Source organism: Streptomyces rishiriensis (genome assembly GCF_030815485.1).
In the GTDB taxonomy this organism is placed as follows: Bacteria; Actinomycetota; Actinomycetes; order Streptomycetales; family Streptomycetaceae; genus Streptomyces; species Streptomyces rishiriensis_A.
This window is the reverse complement of record NZ_JAUSWV010000002.1, coordinates 8,345,376-8,360,606: the sequence shown is the minus strand read 5'-3', so window position 1 is coordinate 8,360,606 and position 15,231 is coordinate 8,345,376. Positions and strand designations below refer to the sequence as shown.

17 protein-coding genes and 1 pseudogene are annotated in these 15,231 nt (G+C 69.9%); 10 read left to right on the top strand and 8 right to left on the bottom strand.

The annotated features are described in order from the left end of the window. Positions 1–78 precede the first annotated feature (78 nt). Both QF030_RS39375 and QF030_RS39370 read left to right on the top strand, forming a co-directional pair. A complete protein-coding gene (locus QF030_RS39375) occupies positions 79–474 on the top strand; it encodes an MmcQ/YjbR family DNA-binding protein (RefSeq protein ID WP_307167357.1) in 396 nt (131 codons plus the stop codon). Further along, a complete protein-coding gene (locus QF030_RS39370) occupies positions 471–863 on the top strand; it encodes an MmcQ/YjbR family DNA-binding protein (protein WP_307167356.1) in 393 nt (130 codons plus the stop codon). The genes QF030_RS39375 and QF030_RS39370 overlap by 4 nt, the downstream gene beginning before the upstream one ends. 355 nt (positions 864–1,218) lie before the next feature. Here QF030_RS39370 and QF030_RS39365 read toward each other — a convergent pair whose 3' ends face one another. Together QF030_RS39365 and QF030_RS39360 are read right to left on the bottom strand one after the other, a co-directional pair. Beyond that, the gene (locus QF030_RS39365; RefSeq protein WP_307167355.1) at positions 1,219–1,869 is read right to left on the bottom strand and encodes a hypothetical protein; all 651 of its coding nucleotides are present in this window, start codon (positions 1,867–1,869) and stop codon (positions 1,219–1,221) included. A 325-nt stretch (positions 1,870–2,194) separates the two neighbouring features. Next, complete coding sequence (locus tag QF030_RS39360; protein ID WP_307167354.1) at positions 2,195–3,178, bottom strand: helix-turn-helix domain-containing protein; 984 nt, start codon at positions 3,176–3,178, stop codon at positions 2,195–2,197. 222 nt (positions 3,179–3,400) lie between these two features. Here QF030_RS39360 and QF030_RS39355 point away from each other — a divergent pair, with 222 nt between their 5' ends. From QF030_RS39355 to QF030_RS39345, 3 genes are all read left to right on the top strand, one after another. Beyond that, complete coding sequence (locus QF030_RS39355) at positions 3,401–4,345, top strand: NADP-dependent oxidoreductase (RefSeq protein WP_307167353.1); 945 nt, start codon at positions 3,401–3,403, stop codon at positions 4,343–4,345. Positions 4,346–4,381: 36 nt separating this feature from the next. Then, a complete protein-coding gene (locus tag QF030_RS39350; RefSeq protein WP_307167352.1) occupies positions 4,382–4,882 on the top strand; it encodes a cupin domain-containing protein in 501 nt (166 codons plus the stop codon). A 989-nt stretch (positions 4,883–5,871) separates the two neighbouring features. Then, complete coding sequence (locus tag QF030_RS39345; protein WP_307167351.1) at positions 5,872–6,645, top strand: maleylpyruvate isomerase family mycothiol-dependent enzyme; 774 nt, start codon at positions 5,872–5,874, stop codon at positions 6,643–6,645. Positions 6,646–7,178: 533 nt separating this feature from the next. Here the strand turns inward: QF030_RS39345 and QF030_RS39340 are convergent. Continuing rightward, on the bottom strand, positions 7,179–7,370 hold the full coding sequence (locus tag QF030_RS39340; RefSeq protein ID WP_307167350.1) for a hypothetical protein: 192 nt from the start codon (positions 7,368–7,370) through the stop codon (positions 7,179–7,181). A gap of 1,380 nt (positions 7,371–8,750) precedes the next feature. Here QF030_RS39340 and QF030_RS39335 point away from each other — a divergent pair. The 5 genes and pseudogenes from QF030_RS39335 (at position 8,751) to QF030_RS39315 (ending at position 10,456) form a co-directional block, all read left to right on the top strand. Further along, the gene (locus QF030_RS39335; RefSeq protein WP_307167349.1) at positions 8,751–9,311 is read left to right on the top strand and encodes a TetR/AcrR family transcriptional regulator; all 561 of its coding nucleotides are present in this window, start codon (positions 8,751–8,753) and stop codon (positions 9,309–9,311) included. Continuing rightward, a complete protein-coding gene (locus tag QF030_RS39330) occupies positions 9,308–9,658 on the top strand; it encodes a nuclear transport factor 2 family protein (RefSeq protein ID WP_307167348.1) in 351 nt (116 codons plus the stop codon). The genes QF030_RS39335 and QF030_RS39330 overlap by 4 nt, the downstream gene beginning before the upstream one ends. 103 nt (positions 9,659–9,761) lie before the next feature. Beyond that, a pseudogene (locus QF030_RS39325) lies at positions 9,762–9,924 on the top strand (IS5/IS1182 family transposase); the annotation flags it as partial. Between the two features lie 38 nt (positions 9,925–9,962). Next, positions 9,963–10,148, top strand: a complete 186-nt coding sequence (locus tag QF030_RS39320; protein WP_307167347.1) for a hypothetical protein — start codon at positions 9,963–9,965, stop codon at positions 10,146–10,148. Beyond that, a complete protein-coding gene (locus tag QF030_RS39315) occupies positions 10,145–10,456 on the top strand; it encodes a hypothetical protein (RefSeq protein ID WP_307167346.1) in 312 nt (103 codons plus the stop codon). Before QF030_RS39320 ends, QF030_RS39315 begins: the two co-directional genes overlap by 4 nt. Positions 10,457–10,519: 63 nt before the next feature. Here QF030_RS39315 and QF030_RS39310 read toward each other — a convergent pair whose 3' ends face one another. From QF030_RS39310 to QF030_RS39290, 5 genes are all read right to left on the bottom strand, one after another. Further along, on the bottom strand, positions 10,520–10,657 hold the full coding sequence (locus QF030_RS39310; RefSeq protein ID WP_307167345.1) for a hypothetical protein: 138 nt from the start codon (positions 10,655–10,657) through the stop codon (positions 10,520–10,522). Beyond that, complete coding sequence (locus QF030_RS39305) at positions 10,650–11,522, bottom strand: universal stress protein (RefSeq protein ID WP_307167846.1); 873 nt, start codon at positions 11,520–11,522, stop codon at positions 10,650–10,652. The genes QF030_RS39310 and QF030_RS39305 overlap by 8 nt, the downstream gene beginning before the upstream one ends. 1,043 nt (positions 11,523–12,565) lie before the next feature. Further along, on the bottom strand, positions 12,566–13,822 hold the full coding sequence (locus QF030_RS39300; RefSeq protein WP_307167344.1) for an MFS transporter: 1,257 nt from the start codon (positions 13,820–13,822) through the stop codon (positions 12,566–12,568). 159 nt (positions 13,823–13,981) lie between these two features. Then, the gene (locus QF030_RS39295; RefSeq protein ID WP_307167343.1) at positions 13,982–14,341 is read right to left on the bottom strand and encodes a cyclophilin-like fold protein; all 360 of its coding nucleotides are present in this window, start codon (positions 14,339–14,341) and stop codon (positions 13,982–13,984) included. 201 nt (positions 14,342–14,542) lie between these two features. After that, positions 14,543–15,208, bottom strand: coding sequence for an SDR family NAD(P)-dependent oxidoreductase (locus QF030_RS39290; RefSeq protein WP_307167342.1), 666 nt, complete (start codon positions 15,206–15,208; stop codon positions 14,543–14,545). Positions 15,209–15,231 lie beyond the last annotated feature (23 nt).

The following is a 15,231-nucleotide window of genomic DNA, read 5'->3' as shown; positions in this document are numbered from 1 at the left end:
CCCGCTTCAGGGAAAAGGATGGTGCGTGCCGTCCGTGGCCGACGCCCGGCCCGCCACCACCTGGGAAAGGAAACACTCATGAACGGATCGACCCTGCAGAAGTTCGCCGCCGAGTGCGCGGAGGAACTGCCCGGAGCGCAGTTGGAGCATCCCTTCGGTCCGGACTGGGAGGTCTTCAAGGTACGAGGCAAGGTGTTCATGCTGATGACCGAGGTCCCCGGGCGCCCCGTCGTGATCCTCAAGGCGGACCCCGGCGAGGCCCACGCTCTCCGGGAGAGCAACAGCCACATCACCCCCGGCTACCACATGAACAAGAAGCACTGGATCACGCTGGAGGGCGGGACAGGCATCGACAAGCAGCTCGCCAGGGAACTCGTCACCGACTCCTACCTGCTCGTCGTCGCCCATCTGCCCAAGGCCGAGCGACCCGTCGACCCGCACACCTACGGCACCAGCACGCAGGCGGCTCGGTGAGCGGGGCCGGTGACCGCCTCCAGGACACCGCCCGTAAGGCGGCCCTCGCCCTCCCCGACGTCAGCCACGGCCGCCCCTTCACCCCCGAACTCGACGTGTACAAGGTCGCGGACAAGGTGTTCCTGATCGTCACCGACGACCCGGACGAACAGATCATCACGGTCAAGTGCGAGCCCGAGCACGCGCGGGCACTGGAGCGCGGCTACGCCTCGATCGCCCCGGGCCGCTATCTCGACAAGAGGCACTGGATCTCGCTGGGGCCCGGGCCGGGCATCACGCAGCGGCTGATCAACGATGCGGTCGAGCACTCCTACGACCTGGTCGTCGACGGTCTGCCACAGAGCGAGCGCCCGCCGCGAACCCCTGGCCCGGACCCGACAGCCGGCTGAACATCGCCCGCGCCCCGCTCGGACACCCACCCACCACTCACCTCAGCTCCCATCCCGTCTGCCGTCCCCGCAGGGCGCGGCCCGGCTGGTGGCGGGCGGCTGGCTGCCGGGTGCGCTGGTGGAGCAACTGGGGCGCAGCGCCGTACAGCTGCTGAACCTGGAGGGGACGGGGGCCGGTGCGGAACCGGTCGCGTCCGGGCCGGTGGGGTTCAGCCCAGCGAGTAGCAGCCGTGGAAGTACCGGGACTCCGTGGTGCGGCACGGTCGAGGAACTGCTGTTCGGCGTCGACCGCTCCACCATCACCCGCGCGGTCGCAGAGACACGGCTCAGTCCTGCCTGCGCCGCAGGCAGGGTCTCAGGCGGTGAACGGGTTGGTGTGGCCGGGCAACTGCTGTCCCGGGCGCAGGAACCGCTGGGCGCCCTGTTCGTCGCGTACCGCGAGGAACCCGGCGTCCGTCAGCCGCTGTGCGATCTTGCCGCGGCGGATCGCGCCCACCTTGAACGCCACGGTGAAGAGCAGCGCGACCGCTCCGCCGGAGGCGACCGCTTCGACCGGCGACCTGTCGATGAGCAGGAGGACGGTCAGGACCGCGCAGGCGAGGTAGCCCAGCACCTTCTGGGTCCGGTCGGCGACGTACTGGGCCATGACGTCGAAGGTGATGAGGTCCTTCAGCACGGCCACGGCACCGACCGCTTCGGAGAGCGGCTTCAGCGAGCCCTGCTCCAGCCCCGGCACTGTCCCGCCGTTGCCCGCCTGCGGGTGGGCGGTGATGGTGGCCGCCTCGCGGACGCGCGCCTCGAGCCGCGGGTCCCGGTACATCCGGACCTGCACGAGCGAGTTCTTGAACCCGGTCCTGTAGGCCAGCCCGTACGTGTAGCCGTACTGCTCCGCCACGTGCGCCAGGGCCGCCGCCTTCAGCGTCGAGCCCTGGGGGGCGATCTCAACGATGTCCTGCTGACGGGCAATCTGCCGGAGCAGCCCCGCTATGTGACGTTCTACGGACATCCAGTTCCCCGCCCCCTGAGACCCTGCGCCTGGGCCCGACCGGCGCATAGCCTAATACTCCAGCAGCGTTTCGCTATCCGGCGTGGTCAAAAGGGTCGTGGGGAGTGTAGTTCCCCGCCAGCGCGGGCGTGCTTCGAAGCCGAAGCGGCGTACCGGCACGGCTCTGCGCCGTGACGGCCACGAGCCGCTCGCGCTCGGTGGGCGATGGGCGATGGGCAGGCACTGGGCCCCGCAGTCTCGGCAGCAGCCGTGGTCACAGCGGAGCACATGGTGGATAGCATCGCGGGCATGTCCAAGGCCGCTCCGCGCGGCGCCGGGTGAGGCGTTACGTCAGGCGGCGTGCGAATTGCGCTGGTGTGGCGTGGTATTGCTTCTTGAAAGCGCGGATGAAGTGGCTGCTGTCAGTGAAATGCCAACGCGCGGCGGCCTCGGAGACGGTGAGCCGTGACCCGGAGGCGGTGAGTGCCTCGGCCGCTTCCTCCAGGCGTCGGCGGCGGATGTAGGCGCTGAACGACTCGTCCAGACTCGCGAAGGCCCGCTGCAGGGTCCGGACGGAGACGTGCAGTTGCGCGGCGACCGTGGCCGGTGACAACTCGGCGTCGGTGAGCCGGGCATCTGCCAGGTCCTTGGCCGCCTGCGCCAGCGCCGGGGTGAAGGCGGGCTCGCGGTCGTCGAAGTGGTCGAGGATCAGCCCTTTGGAGAGTTCGAGCAGGGCGTTTCGGGACGCGTGCGCGCCCGCCGGGCTGAGGTCGATCACCGTCCGCTGCACCATGCTGGTGTGCGCCATGAGGATCTGCGCCGCGGGCGAGGTGGCCTGGCCGGTGCGCGGTTTCCCGGCGACCAGGGGCCGCAGGGCGTCGCCGGGAAAGATGAAGATACGGGTGCCGATGACGGGCGTGGTGTGGAAGTGATTCTCCGTCACGACGTGGTGCATGAAGTAGGTGCCGACCGAGACGTACGCGTCACTGCCCTGATCGTGCGGGTCCTGCAGGGCCACCGCGCCGCGCAACCCGACGTACAACCTGATCTCATCGTGCTCGTACGTCCCGACTGCCCGGGTGCTCACGGGTGAGGATGCCCAGAGCTCGTTGACGGCGGTGTCTTCCAGAGCCACCGAGCGCATCGTTCCCTGAAAGCCGTCGACCGTGGAAGCGCTGAATTCCGGCAGCGGGTACAGGTCTCCCATACGGTCGTTCCAGGTGTCGATGAACGGCTCCCACGTTCCACGACCGGTGCCGGTGGAGTCGGCGTCGACGGTGAACGTGCCCACCTTGCTGGCCGGGCCACGAAAACTCGGCCTGCTCGTCATGTGCCCTCCGCCCTCATGAGGATGTCGCCGGAATCCCATTCCGTGTCGCGAAGGTACACCCGTTCCACGTACGCCTGTTCCTACGCTTGGTGACGCTTCAACCTCCACAACGATCTACCGCCTGCCGGCCGTGCCCGGCGCCGCAGCCACCGTGTCTTGCGTCTTGCACCTCGCGCGCGGCGCAGGGCGACCGCGACCCCGCGGGCGAAAGTGAGAAGAACTATGAAGGCAGTGCGCTTCCACCAGTACGGCAATGCCGACGTCCTGCGCTACGAGGACGTGGAACAGCCGAACCCGGGCGCCGGGCAGGTGCGGGTCCGTGTTGCGGCCACATCGTTCAACCCGGTCGACGCCAACATTCGCGCCGGTTTCATGCAGGGACCGATCCCGGTGACACTGCCGCACACTCCCGGCATCGACGTCGCCGGCACGGTCGACGCGCTCGGCGAGGGCGTGACCGGTATCCAGGCCGGGGACCAGGTCATCGGCTTTCTGCCGATGGCGGCACCCGGCGCCGCCGCGGAGTACGTCCTGGCACCGGCTGAGGCCCTGACGCCAGCGCCCAAGAGCGTCGCGCTGTCCGACGCGGCCGCGCTGCCGCTGGTGGGCCTGACCGCATGGCAGGCGCTGTTCGAGCACGCCAAGCTGACCGCCGGGCAGCGCGTGCTGATCAACGGCGCGGGCGGAGCGGTCGGCGGCTACGCCGTGCAGTTGGCCAAGCAGGCCGGCGCCCGCGTGATCGCCACGGCCGGTCCGCGCAGCAGCCGGCGCGTCACGGACGCGGGCGCGGACGAGGTCATCGACCACACGACCGCCGACGTCGTCGCGACGGTGAGCCAGCCCGTCGACGCAGTACTCAACCTCGCGCCGGTCGAACCCGCACAACTGGCCGCGCTCCTCGGTCTGATCCGCCCCGGCGGTGTCCTGGTGAACACCACCGTGTGGATGCCCGCACCCACCGACGAGGAGCGCGGCGTACGCGCCATCGACGTGTTCGTCCGCAGCGACGCGGAGCAGCTGTCGCACCTGGTGGAGCTGATCGACGGCGGCGAGCTGCGCGTCGAGGTCGCCCGGCGGGTGCCGCTGGCCGAGCTGCCGGCCCTGCACGCCGACGCTGCCGCGAGCGCACTGCCCAGCGGCAAGGTCGTCGTCACGCCCGGCGCCTGACGCCCACCCGACTGACCTGTGAAGGAGGCGACCACGATGATCCCCGACGACGATCCGTCCCGCTCGCTGACCGTGGCGAACCCCGACGATCCCGCCACGACGTACATCTCACTGGTGGGCAACACCTACGGCATGCTGGTCACCGGCGAGCAGACCGACGGCCGATACTGCCTGATCGACATGCACGTCCCCGACGGCGGCGGCCCGCCGCCGCACCGGCACGACTTCGAGGAGATGTTCACGATCCTCGAAGGCGAGATCGAGTTCACCTTCCGCGGCGAAGAGCACACCGTACGGGCCGGGTCCACGATCAACATCCCGGCCAACGCACCGCACAACTTCCGCAACGCATCGGGTGCGCCGGCCCGCATGCTGTGCATGTGCACCCCCGCCGGCCAGGACGAGTACTTCACGCGCATCGGTGACGTCGTCGCCGGCAGGGACGCACGGCCCCCACAGCTGTCGGACGACGAACTCGCCCAACGCCGCCACCGGGCCGTCGAGTTGGCGTCGGCCTACCGGAGCGAGTTCCTTTAGGTCGGCCGGTGCGTTGACCACGAACGTTCGCCGGGTCTGAGCCTCGGGATCTGGACCGACCAGACGCCGACGTGCACCGCCTGGTCGCCCTGACCCGGTTCGCTCGATCCGGCGATGGCACCACACGTGTCGCCTCCGCTGCTGTCGACGACACCAGCGCTGAGCTGCACCAGCCATCGAACTTCACCTCGCACCACACCGTTGCAGCCAGAGAACTCCCGGCCGTCGAGGGGATCACGGTGAACGGTGGCGGCTCCGGCTCGGGTGGCGTCTGCGCCACGGCTACGCCGCCTCCTGACCCTCGCGGTCCTCGCGTGCGAGGGCGTAATCGAGTGGGGAGCGGTCATCGAGCCGTTCGGGTCCGGCGATGACGTTTCAGAAGGCGTGCGGGAGGATCGCGGCGGTTCAGGTCGCGTTCCCTCTCGCGCAGTTCGGCAACTTCCCTCTGCTCCTGTCCGTCCAGCCCGCCGAGTCCGGGTAGGCACGGGAGGTGGTGAGCCAGTAGCCCTAAGGGGCGTCCTGGCTGCCGTCCGGCAGGGTGACGCGGAACACAACGAAGGACGCCATGCCCGGGGAACGCCGGTCGGTTTCCCCCTGCTGAAGCCGGCCGGGCCCCGGACTTCGTCATCGACAACGCCGGGGTCATCGCCCTCCCGGAGACGCGGGTCGGACCCGGCTGGCAGGCAGTCATCAACGAGTGGCTGTGACCAGTACTTTCACAGGACGCCCTCGCCGACACGGGCGGGGGCGGCGGTTCTCGCCCAGCGGCCTGGGCGATCGACTTCCAGTGCACCGGCACGGAACCCCCGCGTGATCGCATCGCCAAGGCACCCTTCGCGCCCAGGGGGTTGCTGACCGAGACGGCCCCTTCGCTGCCAGAACCCGACCATGAACGCCGCACCCCCGATGAGTGCTCCTTCAGGTACAGGTGGGAAGAAGGGCCGACAGGGCACTGGACAGCAAGTCCGAGCGCGGACACGATCGCGTTCATGACACCCGAGGACGCCATTGTCGCCACTGCCGACCGGATCGCGGAGCTGCTCAAGGCAGGGGCCGACCCACACACGCCACTGCCGGGCGCAGAGTGGACGGTGGGAGAGGCGGCGGCGCACCTCGCGCTGGCGGGGAAGCTGATGGCGGACATCGGGGCGGGCGAAGACCGCCCCTACGGCGATGGGACGCCGAGCGGTCTCGCGGCGGCCAACCGTGCGGCTCTGGCCGTCTTCCCTCAGCGGGATCCTGCGGTCCTCGGCACGGAGATCGCGGACAGCGCCCGGGACTTCGTCGCGGCCTCGGCCGGCCGCAGTCCGCGGGAGGCGGTGCTGACGCCGATGGGGCCGATGGACATGCCCACCCTGGGCTCGTACCTGCTCACGCACCTGCTCGGGCACGGATACGACATCGCGGTCGCGCTGCGCGGGCCCCACATGGTCACCCGGGAAGTGGTCGGGTTCACTCTGCCCTTCATGCGACTGGCCATGCCGCGTGCAGTGAACGCCGGCGCGGCCGGCCACCATGCGTGCTATCTGCTGCGGATCGGCCGCGACCGCTTCGCCGTCACCTTCGCGGACGGAGTGCCCACGGTCACCGACACCGCACCGCGGCGTCCCGACTGCACGATAGCCATCGCCCCCGTCGCCTTCCTGCTCCTCGCCCTGGGCCGCTGGACCACCCCCACCACCATGGCCCGCGCCAAGGTCGTCGTCTGGGGCCGCAAACCGTGGCTGGGCCTGCGCTTCCCGATGCTCTTCACCGCGCCGTAGACGAGCGAGCAGACCAGCCCACGACCTGGGCAACGACCAGCTCCACGGCCACATCAGGACCAAGACCGCAGCAGGTTCCCGGAGTTCCGCCGCTCCCTGCGGTCCCTGCATCCGACCGAGAAGCGCATTCTCGATCGTGTGTGGAAATTATTCGCCGCACCTGACCACCGAGCGGTGCCGACGCGTCGTCGGACCGGGCCGAGACGAACAACGTCGAGATCGCCTGCACCCCGACGAACAGCTCCTGGCTGAATCGGACCAGGGCCCAGTTCACGGCCCTTCGCCACTTCGCTCGGGACGCCACCGACCACCCCACCCGTGAGGCCCAACTTGCCGCGGCAGCCGCGCCGTTGACCTGACAACGTGGTGAAGTCCTGGTAGACGGGTTTTCGACCAAGAGAAGCGCGACCACCAGAGGCTGCACGTGCTTGTCTCCCCGTCGGGCGTCGACGTATCCCGTCTGCCCTGCGCTTCCTCAGCCAGCGGCTGTGGCGACACCGTCGCGACATCGGCTCAGGCCGGCGGCGGAAATGTCACTTGTAGGGCGGCATGTTGTTGGTCGGGTCTCCAGGACTCCAGTCCATGTGGGCCACGAGGACGGTCAGGAGGAGTACCACCGCGATCAGGACGAGCATCCCCACCCAGAAGCTGTCCGCAGGTCCCGGACGGTGCGGATCCGGTGAGCTGTCCGGCCGGTCACCGCCACCCTCACCAGCACGGTCCACGGCGTCACTGTACCCATCGGGTGCCACGGCCCCTCCCTCGTTGAGGCCATGGCACCGCACCGCAGGGCAGGCGTCAAGACCGCTTGCAACGTCTGATTCCTTGGGGCCGACAGGGGTGTGACCGCCACCGGGCCCGGCCGGTTCAACCCGGTTGACCACCAGTGCTGGAACCGCTGGTGATCGACCCCGAGCCGATCAGCCATCGGCTGAATCGAATAATCTGCGCGAACTCACCGGCAGCATGAGCACCCCTCAGCGCCGCAAACTCAGGTGACCTGTAAATGCTCCGGGCTTGCTGCGAGATCTACTGCTCAGCCGCAGTGAGACCGAGAACCAGCGGCGCAGGCGCAGGGGCGGGTGCAGGTGCTGCAGGTGCCCCGTGCGGGCGGCGTTCCGAGCGCGGACGTCAGAGGCGTCCTGGGCTCGTCAGCAATGTCGGCGGTCCACATGGCGGCCACGCTGGTTCGGCCGCAGGCCCGGGTTGCGGCGGCGTCACAGGCGTGCTTCCGCCCCTGGCTGACCCCTCGTCACCCGTCATCACCCCTGCTCATCCCTACCGCGCTGGGATCGTGCCGGGATCGGATGGAGACGCCCGTGCTGGATTTCGGACGGTGTGCTGCCGGGTGCGGCGGGTGAACAGGGAGAGGCTCCGTCCACACGACAAAGTCATCGCCTTCGACGGCATCGCCGACTGAAAGGCTTCGGGTGGCTTGTGCGGGCCGGGTGAACCAATCTTTGTCTTCAGCGAGCGCAGGAGAGCTGCAGTGTCCGACGCCAGAGCTACTCACTGATGACTTCCAGGCCGGAGCACTTCCCCGCCGGACAGCGGCCGACCCGTGCCCAGATGCCGAGCGACCCGCGGCCGTCAGGAGCCCGGTGATTCGATGACCGCCACGGGCGCCGCGGCTCCGTCCACGACGGCGAGGAGTTCCTCGCGATGGCGGCCAGGGCCGCGACCAGGCCCAGGACCGCGGCGGAGCGAAGTGAGCGCGCCATGCGCTGTCGAGACATGTCTTCCAGGGGAGTCCCTCCCCCGGCGCCTGTCGCGCCCTGACAGGCCGGTCGGGGAACCAGACATGCGCCGTCACCCCGCCCGAACACACCCACATCCGTCCCTTAGCCGCCAGCCCGGCCGACCCGCACAGCGCTCCCGGACACCACACGCGCCCAACCCCTGCTTCCAGGGCATCGGCAGCAAGACGAATCCTGCTCGTCAGTACGCCCTAACGATCTCTCCCGTGCGCCCGCAGAGCGGCCACCGGCGGCCGGGCGGCCACACAAGCCAGTGGGCCGTGCTATTTTGTGAGCGATCGTTCAACTACGGAGGCCCGGATGGGGCGCAGACAGCTTTGGGATCAAGGTGAGGTGCTGGCCTCGGCCATGCAGCTCTTCCGTCGCCGGGGGTACCTCGGCGCGTCGCTGCGGGACATCGAGGAGGCCACCGGACTGCACCCGGGGAGCCTGTACCGGACCTTCCAGAGCAAGGACGGCCTGTTCCACGCCGCTCTGGAGGCCTACAACGAGCAGGTGGTCCAGGACCGGGTGCGGGTCCATCTGTTGGAGTCGGCGGACCCCCTGGTCGGCATTCGCTCGTTCTTCACCTCGGCGATCGAAACCGGCGCCGAGCCCGACCCTGGCTGCTTGCTCACCAACACCGCCGTCGAGTCCTTCACCCTCCCCAAGACCGCCGCCGGCGTGCACCACGGCCTGGCAGTGATCGAGGGCGGCTTCGCCGACGCGCTGACGCGTGCCCGACGCAGCGGCGACACGCCGCCGGACCTCGACGTCAAGACCACGGCCACCCACCTGCTCGCCCTCTACCAGGGCCTGTTGGTGTTCGTCCGGGCCGGCCTGCCCCGCACCACACTGCACAACGTCACCGACGGCGCAATGGCGTCGATCGGCTCCCTGAGGAACCCCCGAAAGCAGGACCGACCATGAGTGACACCCAGCGTCTCTGGAACGACTACGCCGCCTGCTGGTCGGCCGACCCCGCCGACCGACTCGCCGCCCTGGGCGCGGTCGCGGTGGACGGCGTCGCCTACCGCGACCCCGGAGCCGAGGTCGGCAGCCTGACCGAACTCGCCGCCTACATGACCGGCTTCGCCGCAGCCTTCCCCGGCCACCGGTTCCGCATCGACGAGGTACTGGAGCACCACGACCGCTCCCTCGCCCGCTGGACCCAACTCGGTGAGCAGGGCGAGACCGCGTCCACCGGCATCAGCACCGCCCGCCACCAGGAGGACGGCCGCCTCGCCGACATCACCGGCTTCTTCCTCCCGGCCTAGGGTGGCTGTCCCCTCAGTGACCAACAGGGGTCGGCTCGGTGCGGATTTCCCGTCCGGCCGGCTGGAGGGGGGGGTGGGCGAGCACCACTGGGTGTGGACGTGGGCCGCTGCCAGGGTCGACCGGTCGAGAGCGGTCGTCGACTCCAGCCACGTCAGGGCGCTAAAAGGGGGCTCAGACGGGCCCGGGCCCGTCGCCAGTCGACCTGGGGCGGGCCGGCTCCAAACACCACCTGATCACCGACGGACACGGCGGCATTCTTGTGATCGCTTCCATGGCGGCACAGGTGCCACTACATTTGGTGTCATGACTGCCATCACTCTGCGGATCCCTGATGCCATGGACAAAACACTGCGCGCCGCGGCCGCCGACGCCCCGTCCCTGAACGAATACATCGTGCGCGCCGTGCGTCGGCAGATGACGATCGACGCCGCGCGCAAGCTCGCCTCCATCGCGCCCCTCGACCTCGCGGGCGAGGGCGATGCACTGTGATCATCCGCAAGGGTGACGTCTGGGACGTCGACACGGGCAAGGGCACCCGCACTGTTCTCGTCGTTAGTCTCGACGGCCTCGCCGAGGCCTATAACGCTGTCGTCGCCGTGGTGCTCCACGCTCCGGCCCAGCACCCCGACACGGCGATGAGTGTGCATCTGAGCACTCCGGTCGACGCCTCCCTCGTAGCTATCAACCTCCTCCAGCTCTCCGCCATCCGCTTCGAAACCGGCACTCCCCACGGCAACATCGGCCCCGAGCAGCAGGAGCTCGTCGACAACGCCCTCCGCGCGGTCCTTGACCTGTAGCCGACGCATCCAGGACGAGCCCGCCGGACGTCGTTCAGGACGGCCCCTTCCTGTACGCCGAATTCACCCGGCCCCAGATAGACCGCCCACCGGCTTCTTGACCTTGTAGGCGCGGTCCCCGGCGAAGAACACGATCGCGGTATGGGTCTCGGACACCTCCGCTCGCGAGGGATGCCGCCCCTGGGGGGCGAGCTCAGTCATGGGGGACGACAGCGACGGGGCAGCGTCCGTGATGGAGGGCGGCGTGGGCGACCGCATCCAGCCGGGGTCCCGCACCATGTCGGTGCCCGCGCCGGCCGACGACGAGCAGCGCGGCACCTTCGGCGGCCTGCACGACGGCCTTGGCGGGGCTCGTGAGTCGGATGCTGTCGGCCACGTGCACCTGCGGGTACTTCTCACGCCAGGGACGGAGCACCTTGCTCATCTCCTGCCGCGCGTCCCGTGTCATCTCCTCGGCCGCATCGTGGTCCACCCCCCAAGGCACGCGGGCGTGCAGCGGCACGCTTCGGCCGTGCACGGCCAGCAGCGGAACATCCCTGGCTGCGGCGGTGTGGAACGCAAAGTCGAGCAGATCGTCGCCGGATCCGTTCAGTTTCAGAGCCACCACCACCCGTTCGTCGGGCGCTGAGACCGATCCCTCGTCCGCGCCCGAGGCGGCGCGAACGAGTACCACCGGCCGTTCGGCCCGTGCCACGACCGGCAGGCTGACATCGCCCAGGAAATAGCTCGCGACGAATTCCATCGCCCGTGAGCCGAGCACCGTCATCTCGGATTCCGACGCCGCGTGGAGGAGAGCCTCCTGGGCGTCGTCGGCTACCAGGCTCCCGACCACGGTCAGGCCTGGGTGGCGGGACTGCAGCTCGGCCCTCGCCGTGTGCACGAGACGCTTCGACCAGTAGTTCTGATCGACCTCGGCGGGAGCGTGGGCGGGTTCCGGCGTGAGCAGGGGCCACGCGTGCAGCAGGCGCAGCGTGAGCCTGCGCTTGTCGGCCTCGTCGGCGGCCCAGCGGGCGGCGGCAAGACTCGCGGGTGAGCCGTCGAGGCCCACAGTGACGACCGATTGCATGGCGGTGCCTCCATCTGGTTGCGACGCGGGATACGACGGTCGATGAGGGCGAACGAGCGTCCCGGCTTCGTCGCGCTCCTCGCCAAGTCCGATGGCGGGCGTGTTCCGCAAGCCGCCGATATGCCGAGCGCGATACTTCCCTCCTTCGAGGAGTACCCCAATCCCCTTCCCGGCGCATGTGGAGCCGCGACCGGGCCTGATCGGCCCCGCGCTGCCGCATCGCGCGGACCGGGGCCGAACGCCGGTCCCCGGGGACTTTCCGGCCCATGCGCCAGCAACCCTCGCCGTTCGACCGTAGGGCAAGCTGTGGCGGCAGTCCCCCAGGGCCTTCGCCCAGTCCCGCGAAGGCCGGCACCCACATGCCGGCACGGCGGTCGGCACACAGTCGCGCGAGCGGCTGGGCAGCGGCGGCCGGGGCCGACGGGGCGGGGGCTCATTCGCGGTGCGTGCTCATCCACACTCTGGCAGGTCCTCCGGCCACGGTACGCACGACGGGAGGCCGTGGAAGCGGTGATGTGACCGCGCGCTCTGTGTGGCGGGGCTTGGCCACATACGGCCCTCAGCACCTGCCCAGGCGTCGCCGACAACGCGGTGACGGCGAAAACCGGGAGCCATTTCGGTCACAGCACAGGCAGGATCCCCTCTGTGAACCACGTCCTGTGCGGACTGGCTGCCCATGCCGCCCTGCCGTCCCGAGCGGGTCGACCGGCTGATCGAGGTCGCGGATGCCGACATCGCCGCGGGCCTCGCTCATCGCGCGGATCGCAGGCCTCCCCCGTGGCTGCACCCTTGATCGCCGGCCGTCGACCGTGAAGTCGGTACGCCGGGCCCCTGCGAAGTTCATGCCCGGCGAGACTCTTCCCGTGAACGCCCTCGTCGCCCCGTTCCCTCGAGGGAAGCGAGGGGCCGGGAAAGGACACGCCCGACCTCCCCAGGTCACGGTCCTTCCCCGGCCAACCACACCCGTATACCCGGGCCCCACCCGGTTCATGCTCTGTCGCTGCCCGAGCGACATGGATGTAACCGCGGCGCAGGACCTGCGGTCAGCGAGAGGACGGCGCCTGTGCGGGTACGTCACCAGGCGCGCGGGTGGAGGCAGTGCGCTGGGCCACGATTCGGCTCCCGCCGGAGGTGCCGCGGACTGCGAGGGCGGTCAGCGGGAGCAGGGTGAGTACCGCGATGACCGTGCCGACCAGGGGCGGGCCCGTCAGGCCGAGGGAGGAATCCAGGGCCGTACCCGCGACGAAGGATCCGCCGGCCACGCCGACGTTGAAGGCGGAGGTGGTCAACGCGGACGTGAGGGTGGGGGTGTCTCCGGCGAAGCGCATGGCGAGCGCGGTGACGACGGGGTTCACGGTGAATCCGGTCAGCCCCATGAGGAAGACGAGGATGGTGGCCGTGACGGCGTTGGCGGACAGCGGGATCATCAGGAACAGGACCAGTGCGGTGGCCGCGGCGGCGGTGATGGTCGTGACCATCGGACGCCGCTCACCCAGGCGTCCGCCGGTGGTGGTGCCGCCCAGGGCGCCGATGCCGAAGGCGATGAGGACGAACGGCACGGCGCCTGCCGGGGTCCCCGCGCGGCCGGTCAGCAGCGGGGTGACGTAGGAGTACGTCGCCAGGACGCCGCCCATGATCAGCATGGCAGCGCCCAGCGCCAGCCACAGCCGACCCTGGCGCAGGGCGCCGAACTCGGCGCGCAGCGAGACGGTCGCGCGCTGTTCCTGGGTGGGGATGAAGCGGCCGATGAAGACGGCGGCGAGGGCGGAAAGGGCGGCCAGGGTCCAGAACGGGCCACGCCAGCCCACGAACTGGCCGGCGAGGGAGCCGATGGGCACGCCGACGACGTTCGCCAGGGTCAGGCCGCCGATCATGACACCGGTTGCGCGGGTGGCCTTCTGTGGGCCCGCGGCGGTGGTGGCGACGACGAACCCGACGGACCAGAACGCTCCGGTCGCCAGCGCGGTGACGACCCGGGCCGCGAGGACGACGGTGAAGGAGGTGCTGAGGGCCGCCACCACATGACCGAGGCTGAAGACGGACAAAGCCAGGATGAGCGTCTGGCGCTGGGGCAGGCGCAGGGTGGCCATGGCCATGGTCGGCGCCCCGACGATCATGCCGACGGCGAAGGCGGTGATCAGCAGACCGGCCTGAGAGGTGCTCACACCGAGGCCGGTGGACAGTTCGGGCAGCAGTCCGGCGATGACGAACTCAGTGGTGCCCATCAGGAACGTGCCGGCGGCGAGCACCCAGACGACGAAGGGCAGCTTGCCGAGGGTGGTCCCGGATGCGGAAGGCATACGTGTGGTCACTCCTTGAGCGGAACAGCGGGATGGCGGAACAGGGGGATAGCGGAACAGGGGGATAGCGGGATGCGGCGATGGGGGGCGGGCGATGGGGGGCAGGCGCTGGGGGAAGCCGTCGCGGTGGAAAGGAGCGCCGCCTCACTGCCGGGAAGTTCAGGAGGCGTCTTCGATGGTGACGCTGACCTCGTCGTTCTCGGCGAGCGGCTCGGTGGCGCTCTCGGGCATGTGACCCAGAATGATCAGGTCGGTGCCGGGGCTGGGTGAGCCGTCGCGGTAGTAGAGGGCGAGGTTCCCCCAGGGCACGTAGAACGCGAGGTCACCGGTACGGGGGTGGACTCCGCTGGGGGCGCCCGAGGTGGACAGCCGACGCGGCAGGTCGGCGATCTTCTCGTTCTGGTGGAAGTCGGTCAGTCTGAGAGTGAGAGGGAGGTGCGCGGCGAAGTCCTGGGCGGCGGCGCTGCTGTTCAGGGTGGCGTCGACCGGGGTGCCGTCGATGCTGATCCGGATCTTCATGGCGGTGGACCTGCCGGGGGTTGTGGTGGGCGCGGGACTCGTCGTCCGTTCAGGTGGACTCGGCGACGAGGACCGGGACGAAGACGGCGAGCGTGGTGAGTCTTCGGTGCAGGCGGTGACGGCCATCAGCAGGGCGGCGGCCGTGACGGTACGGGCGAGGGCGGGAACGGCGGCCGGGATCACGGGGTGGTGTCCAGGGGGTCAGTCGGCGAGGGGCTCGGAGTAGTGGCGGAAGCCGTCGCGCTCGCGGTGGATGTCGTAGAGGCGCTGGGCCAGGGCCTCGGGGCTGCTGTGCTCGGCGTCGGGCCGGATGGCTCCGGGGACGATCAGCTGCGCGGCATGGATGTTCTTCGGGGCGAGCGCGTCGTGGAGCATGCGGGCGTACGCGCTTTCGGCGGCGAAGGCGATCGAGGTGCCGGCCACTTTCGGGTTGGGGCGTACGGCGCTGAGGCCGTTCACGAACAGCAGGGTGCCTCGGCCGAGTTCGCGCATGCCGGGCAGGACGGCGTTCACGGCCGTGACGGGACCCCTGACGGAGAAGGCGAGGGGCGCGTCGAGGTCGTCGGCGCCGGTGTCGAGGACCGGCTTCATGAAGTCGGCGCGGGGCACGGGGCTGTACTGGAGGATCTCGATGGGCCCCAGTGAGGTTCCGGCCGCGTTCAGGGCGGCGTCGAGGGATTCGGTGTCGAGGACGTCGGCGGCGAAGCCGCGGGCCTTGATGCCGTCGCGGGCCAGTTCGGCCGTCAGGCTGTCCAGGTGCCGGGGGTCGCGGGCGATGAGCGCGACGGTGTGGCCGGCGGTCGCGAAGCGGCGGGCGGTGGCGAGCCCGAGGCCGGGGCCGGCGCCTATGAGGGCGAAGGTGGTCACGGTGAGTCCTTGGTGGCCGGGGC

Excerpts from the sequence above, each read along its gene's own strand:
- QF030_RS39375 (WP_307167357.1), top strand. The coding sequence starts at position 79 with ATGAACGGATCGACCCTGCAGAAGTTCGCCGCCGAGTGCGCGGAGGAA.
- QF030_RS39365 (WP_307167355.1), bottom strand. The coding sequence starts at position 1,869 with ATGTCCGTAGAACGTCACATAGCGGGGCTGCTCCGGCAGATTGCCCGT.
- QF030_RS39360 (WP_307167354.1), bottom strand. The coding sequence starts at position 3,178 with ATGACGAGCAGGCCGAGTTTTCGTGGCCCGGCCAGCAAGGTGGGCACG.
- QF030_RS39355 (WP_307167353.1), top strand. The coding sequence starts at position 3,401 with ATGAAGGCAGTGCGCTTCCACCAGTACGGCAATGCCGACGTCCTGCGC.
- QF030_RS39350 (WP_307167352.1), top strand. The coding sequence starts at position 4,382 with ATGATCCCCGACGACGATCCGTCCCGCTCGCTGACCGTGGCGAACCCC.
- QF030_RS39345 (WP_307167351.1), top strand. The coding sequence starts at position 5,872 with ATGACACCCGAGGACGCCATTGTCGCCACTGCCGACCGGATCGCGGAG.
- QF030_RS39335 (WP_307167349.1), top strand. The coding sequence starts at position 8,751 with ATGCAGCTCTTCCGTCGCCGGGGGTACCTCGGCGCGTCGCTGCGGGAC.
- QF030_RS39330 (WP_307167348.1), top strand. The coding sequence starts at position 9,308 with ATGAGTGACACCCAGCGTCTCTGGAACGACTACGCCGCCTGCTGGTCG.
- QF030_RS39320 (WP_307167347.1), top strand. The coding sequence starts at position 9,963 with ATGACTGCCATCACTCTGCGGATCCCTGATGCCATGGACAAAACACTG.
- QF030_RS39310 (WP_307167345.1), bottom strand. The coding sequence starts at position 10,657 with ATGACTGAGCTCGCCCCCCAGGGGCGGCATCCCTCGCGAGCGGAGGTG.
- QF030_RS39305 (WP_307167846.1), bottom strand. The coding sequence starts at position 11,522 with ATGCAATCGGTCGTCACTGTGGGCCTCGACGGCTCACCCGCGAGTCTT.
- QF030_RS39300 (WP_307167344.1), bottom strand. The coding sequence starts at position 13,822 with ATGCCTTCCGCATCCGGGACCACCCTCGGCAAGCTGCCCTTCGTCGTC.
- QF030_RS39295 (WP_307167343.1), bottom strand. The coding sequence starts at position 14,341 with ATGAAGATCCGGATCAGCATCGACGGCACCCCGGTCGACGCCACCCTG.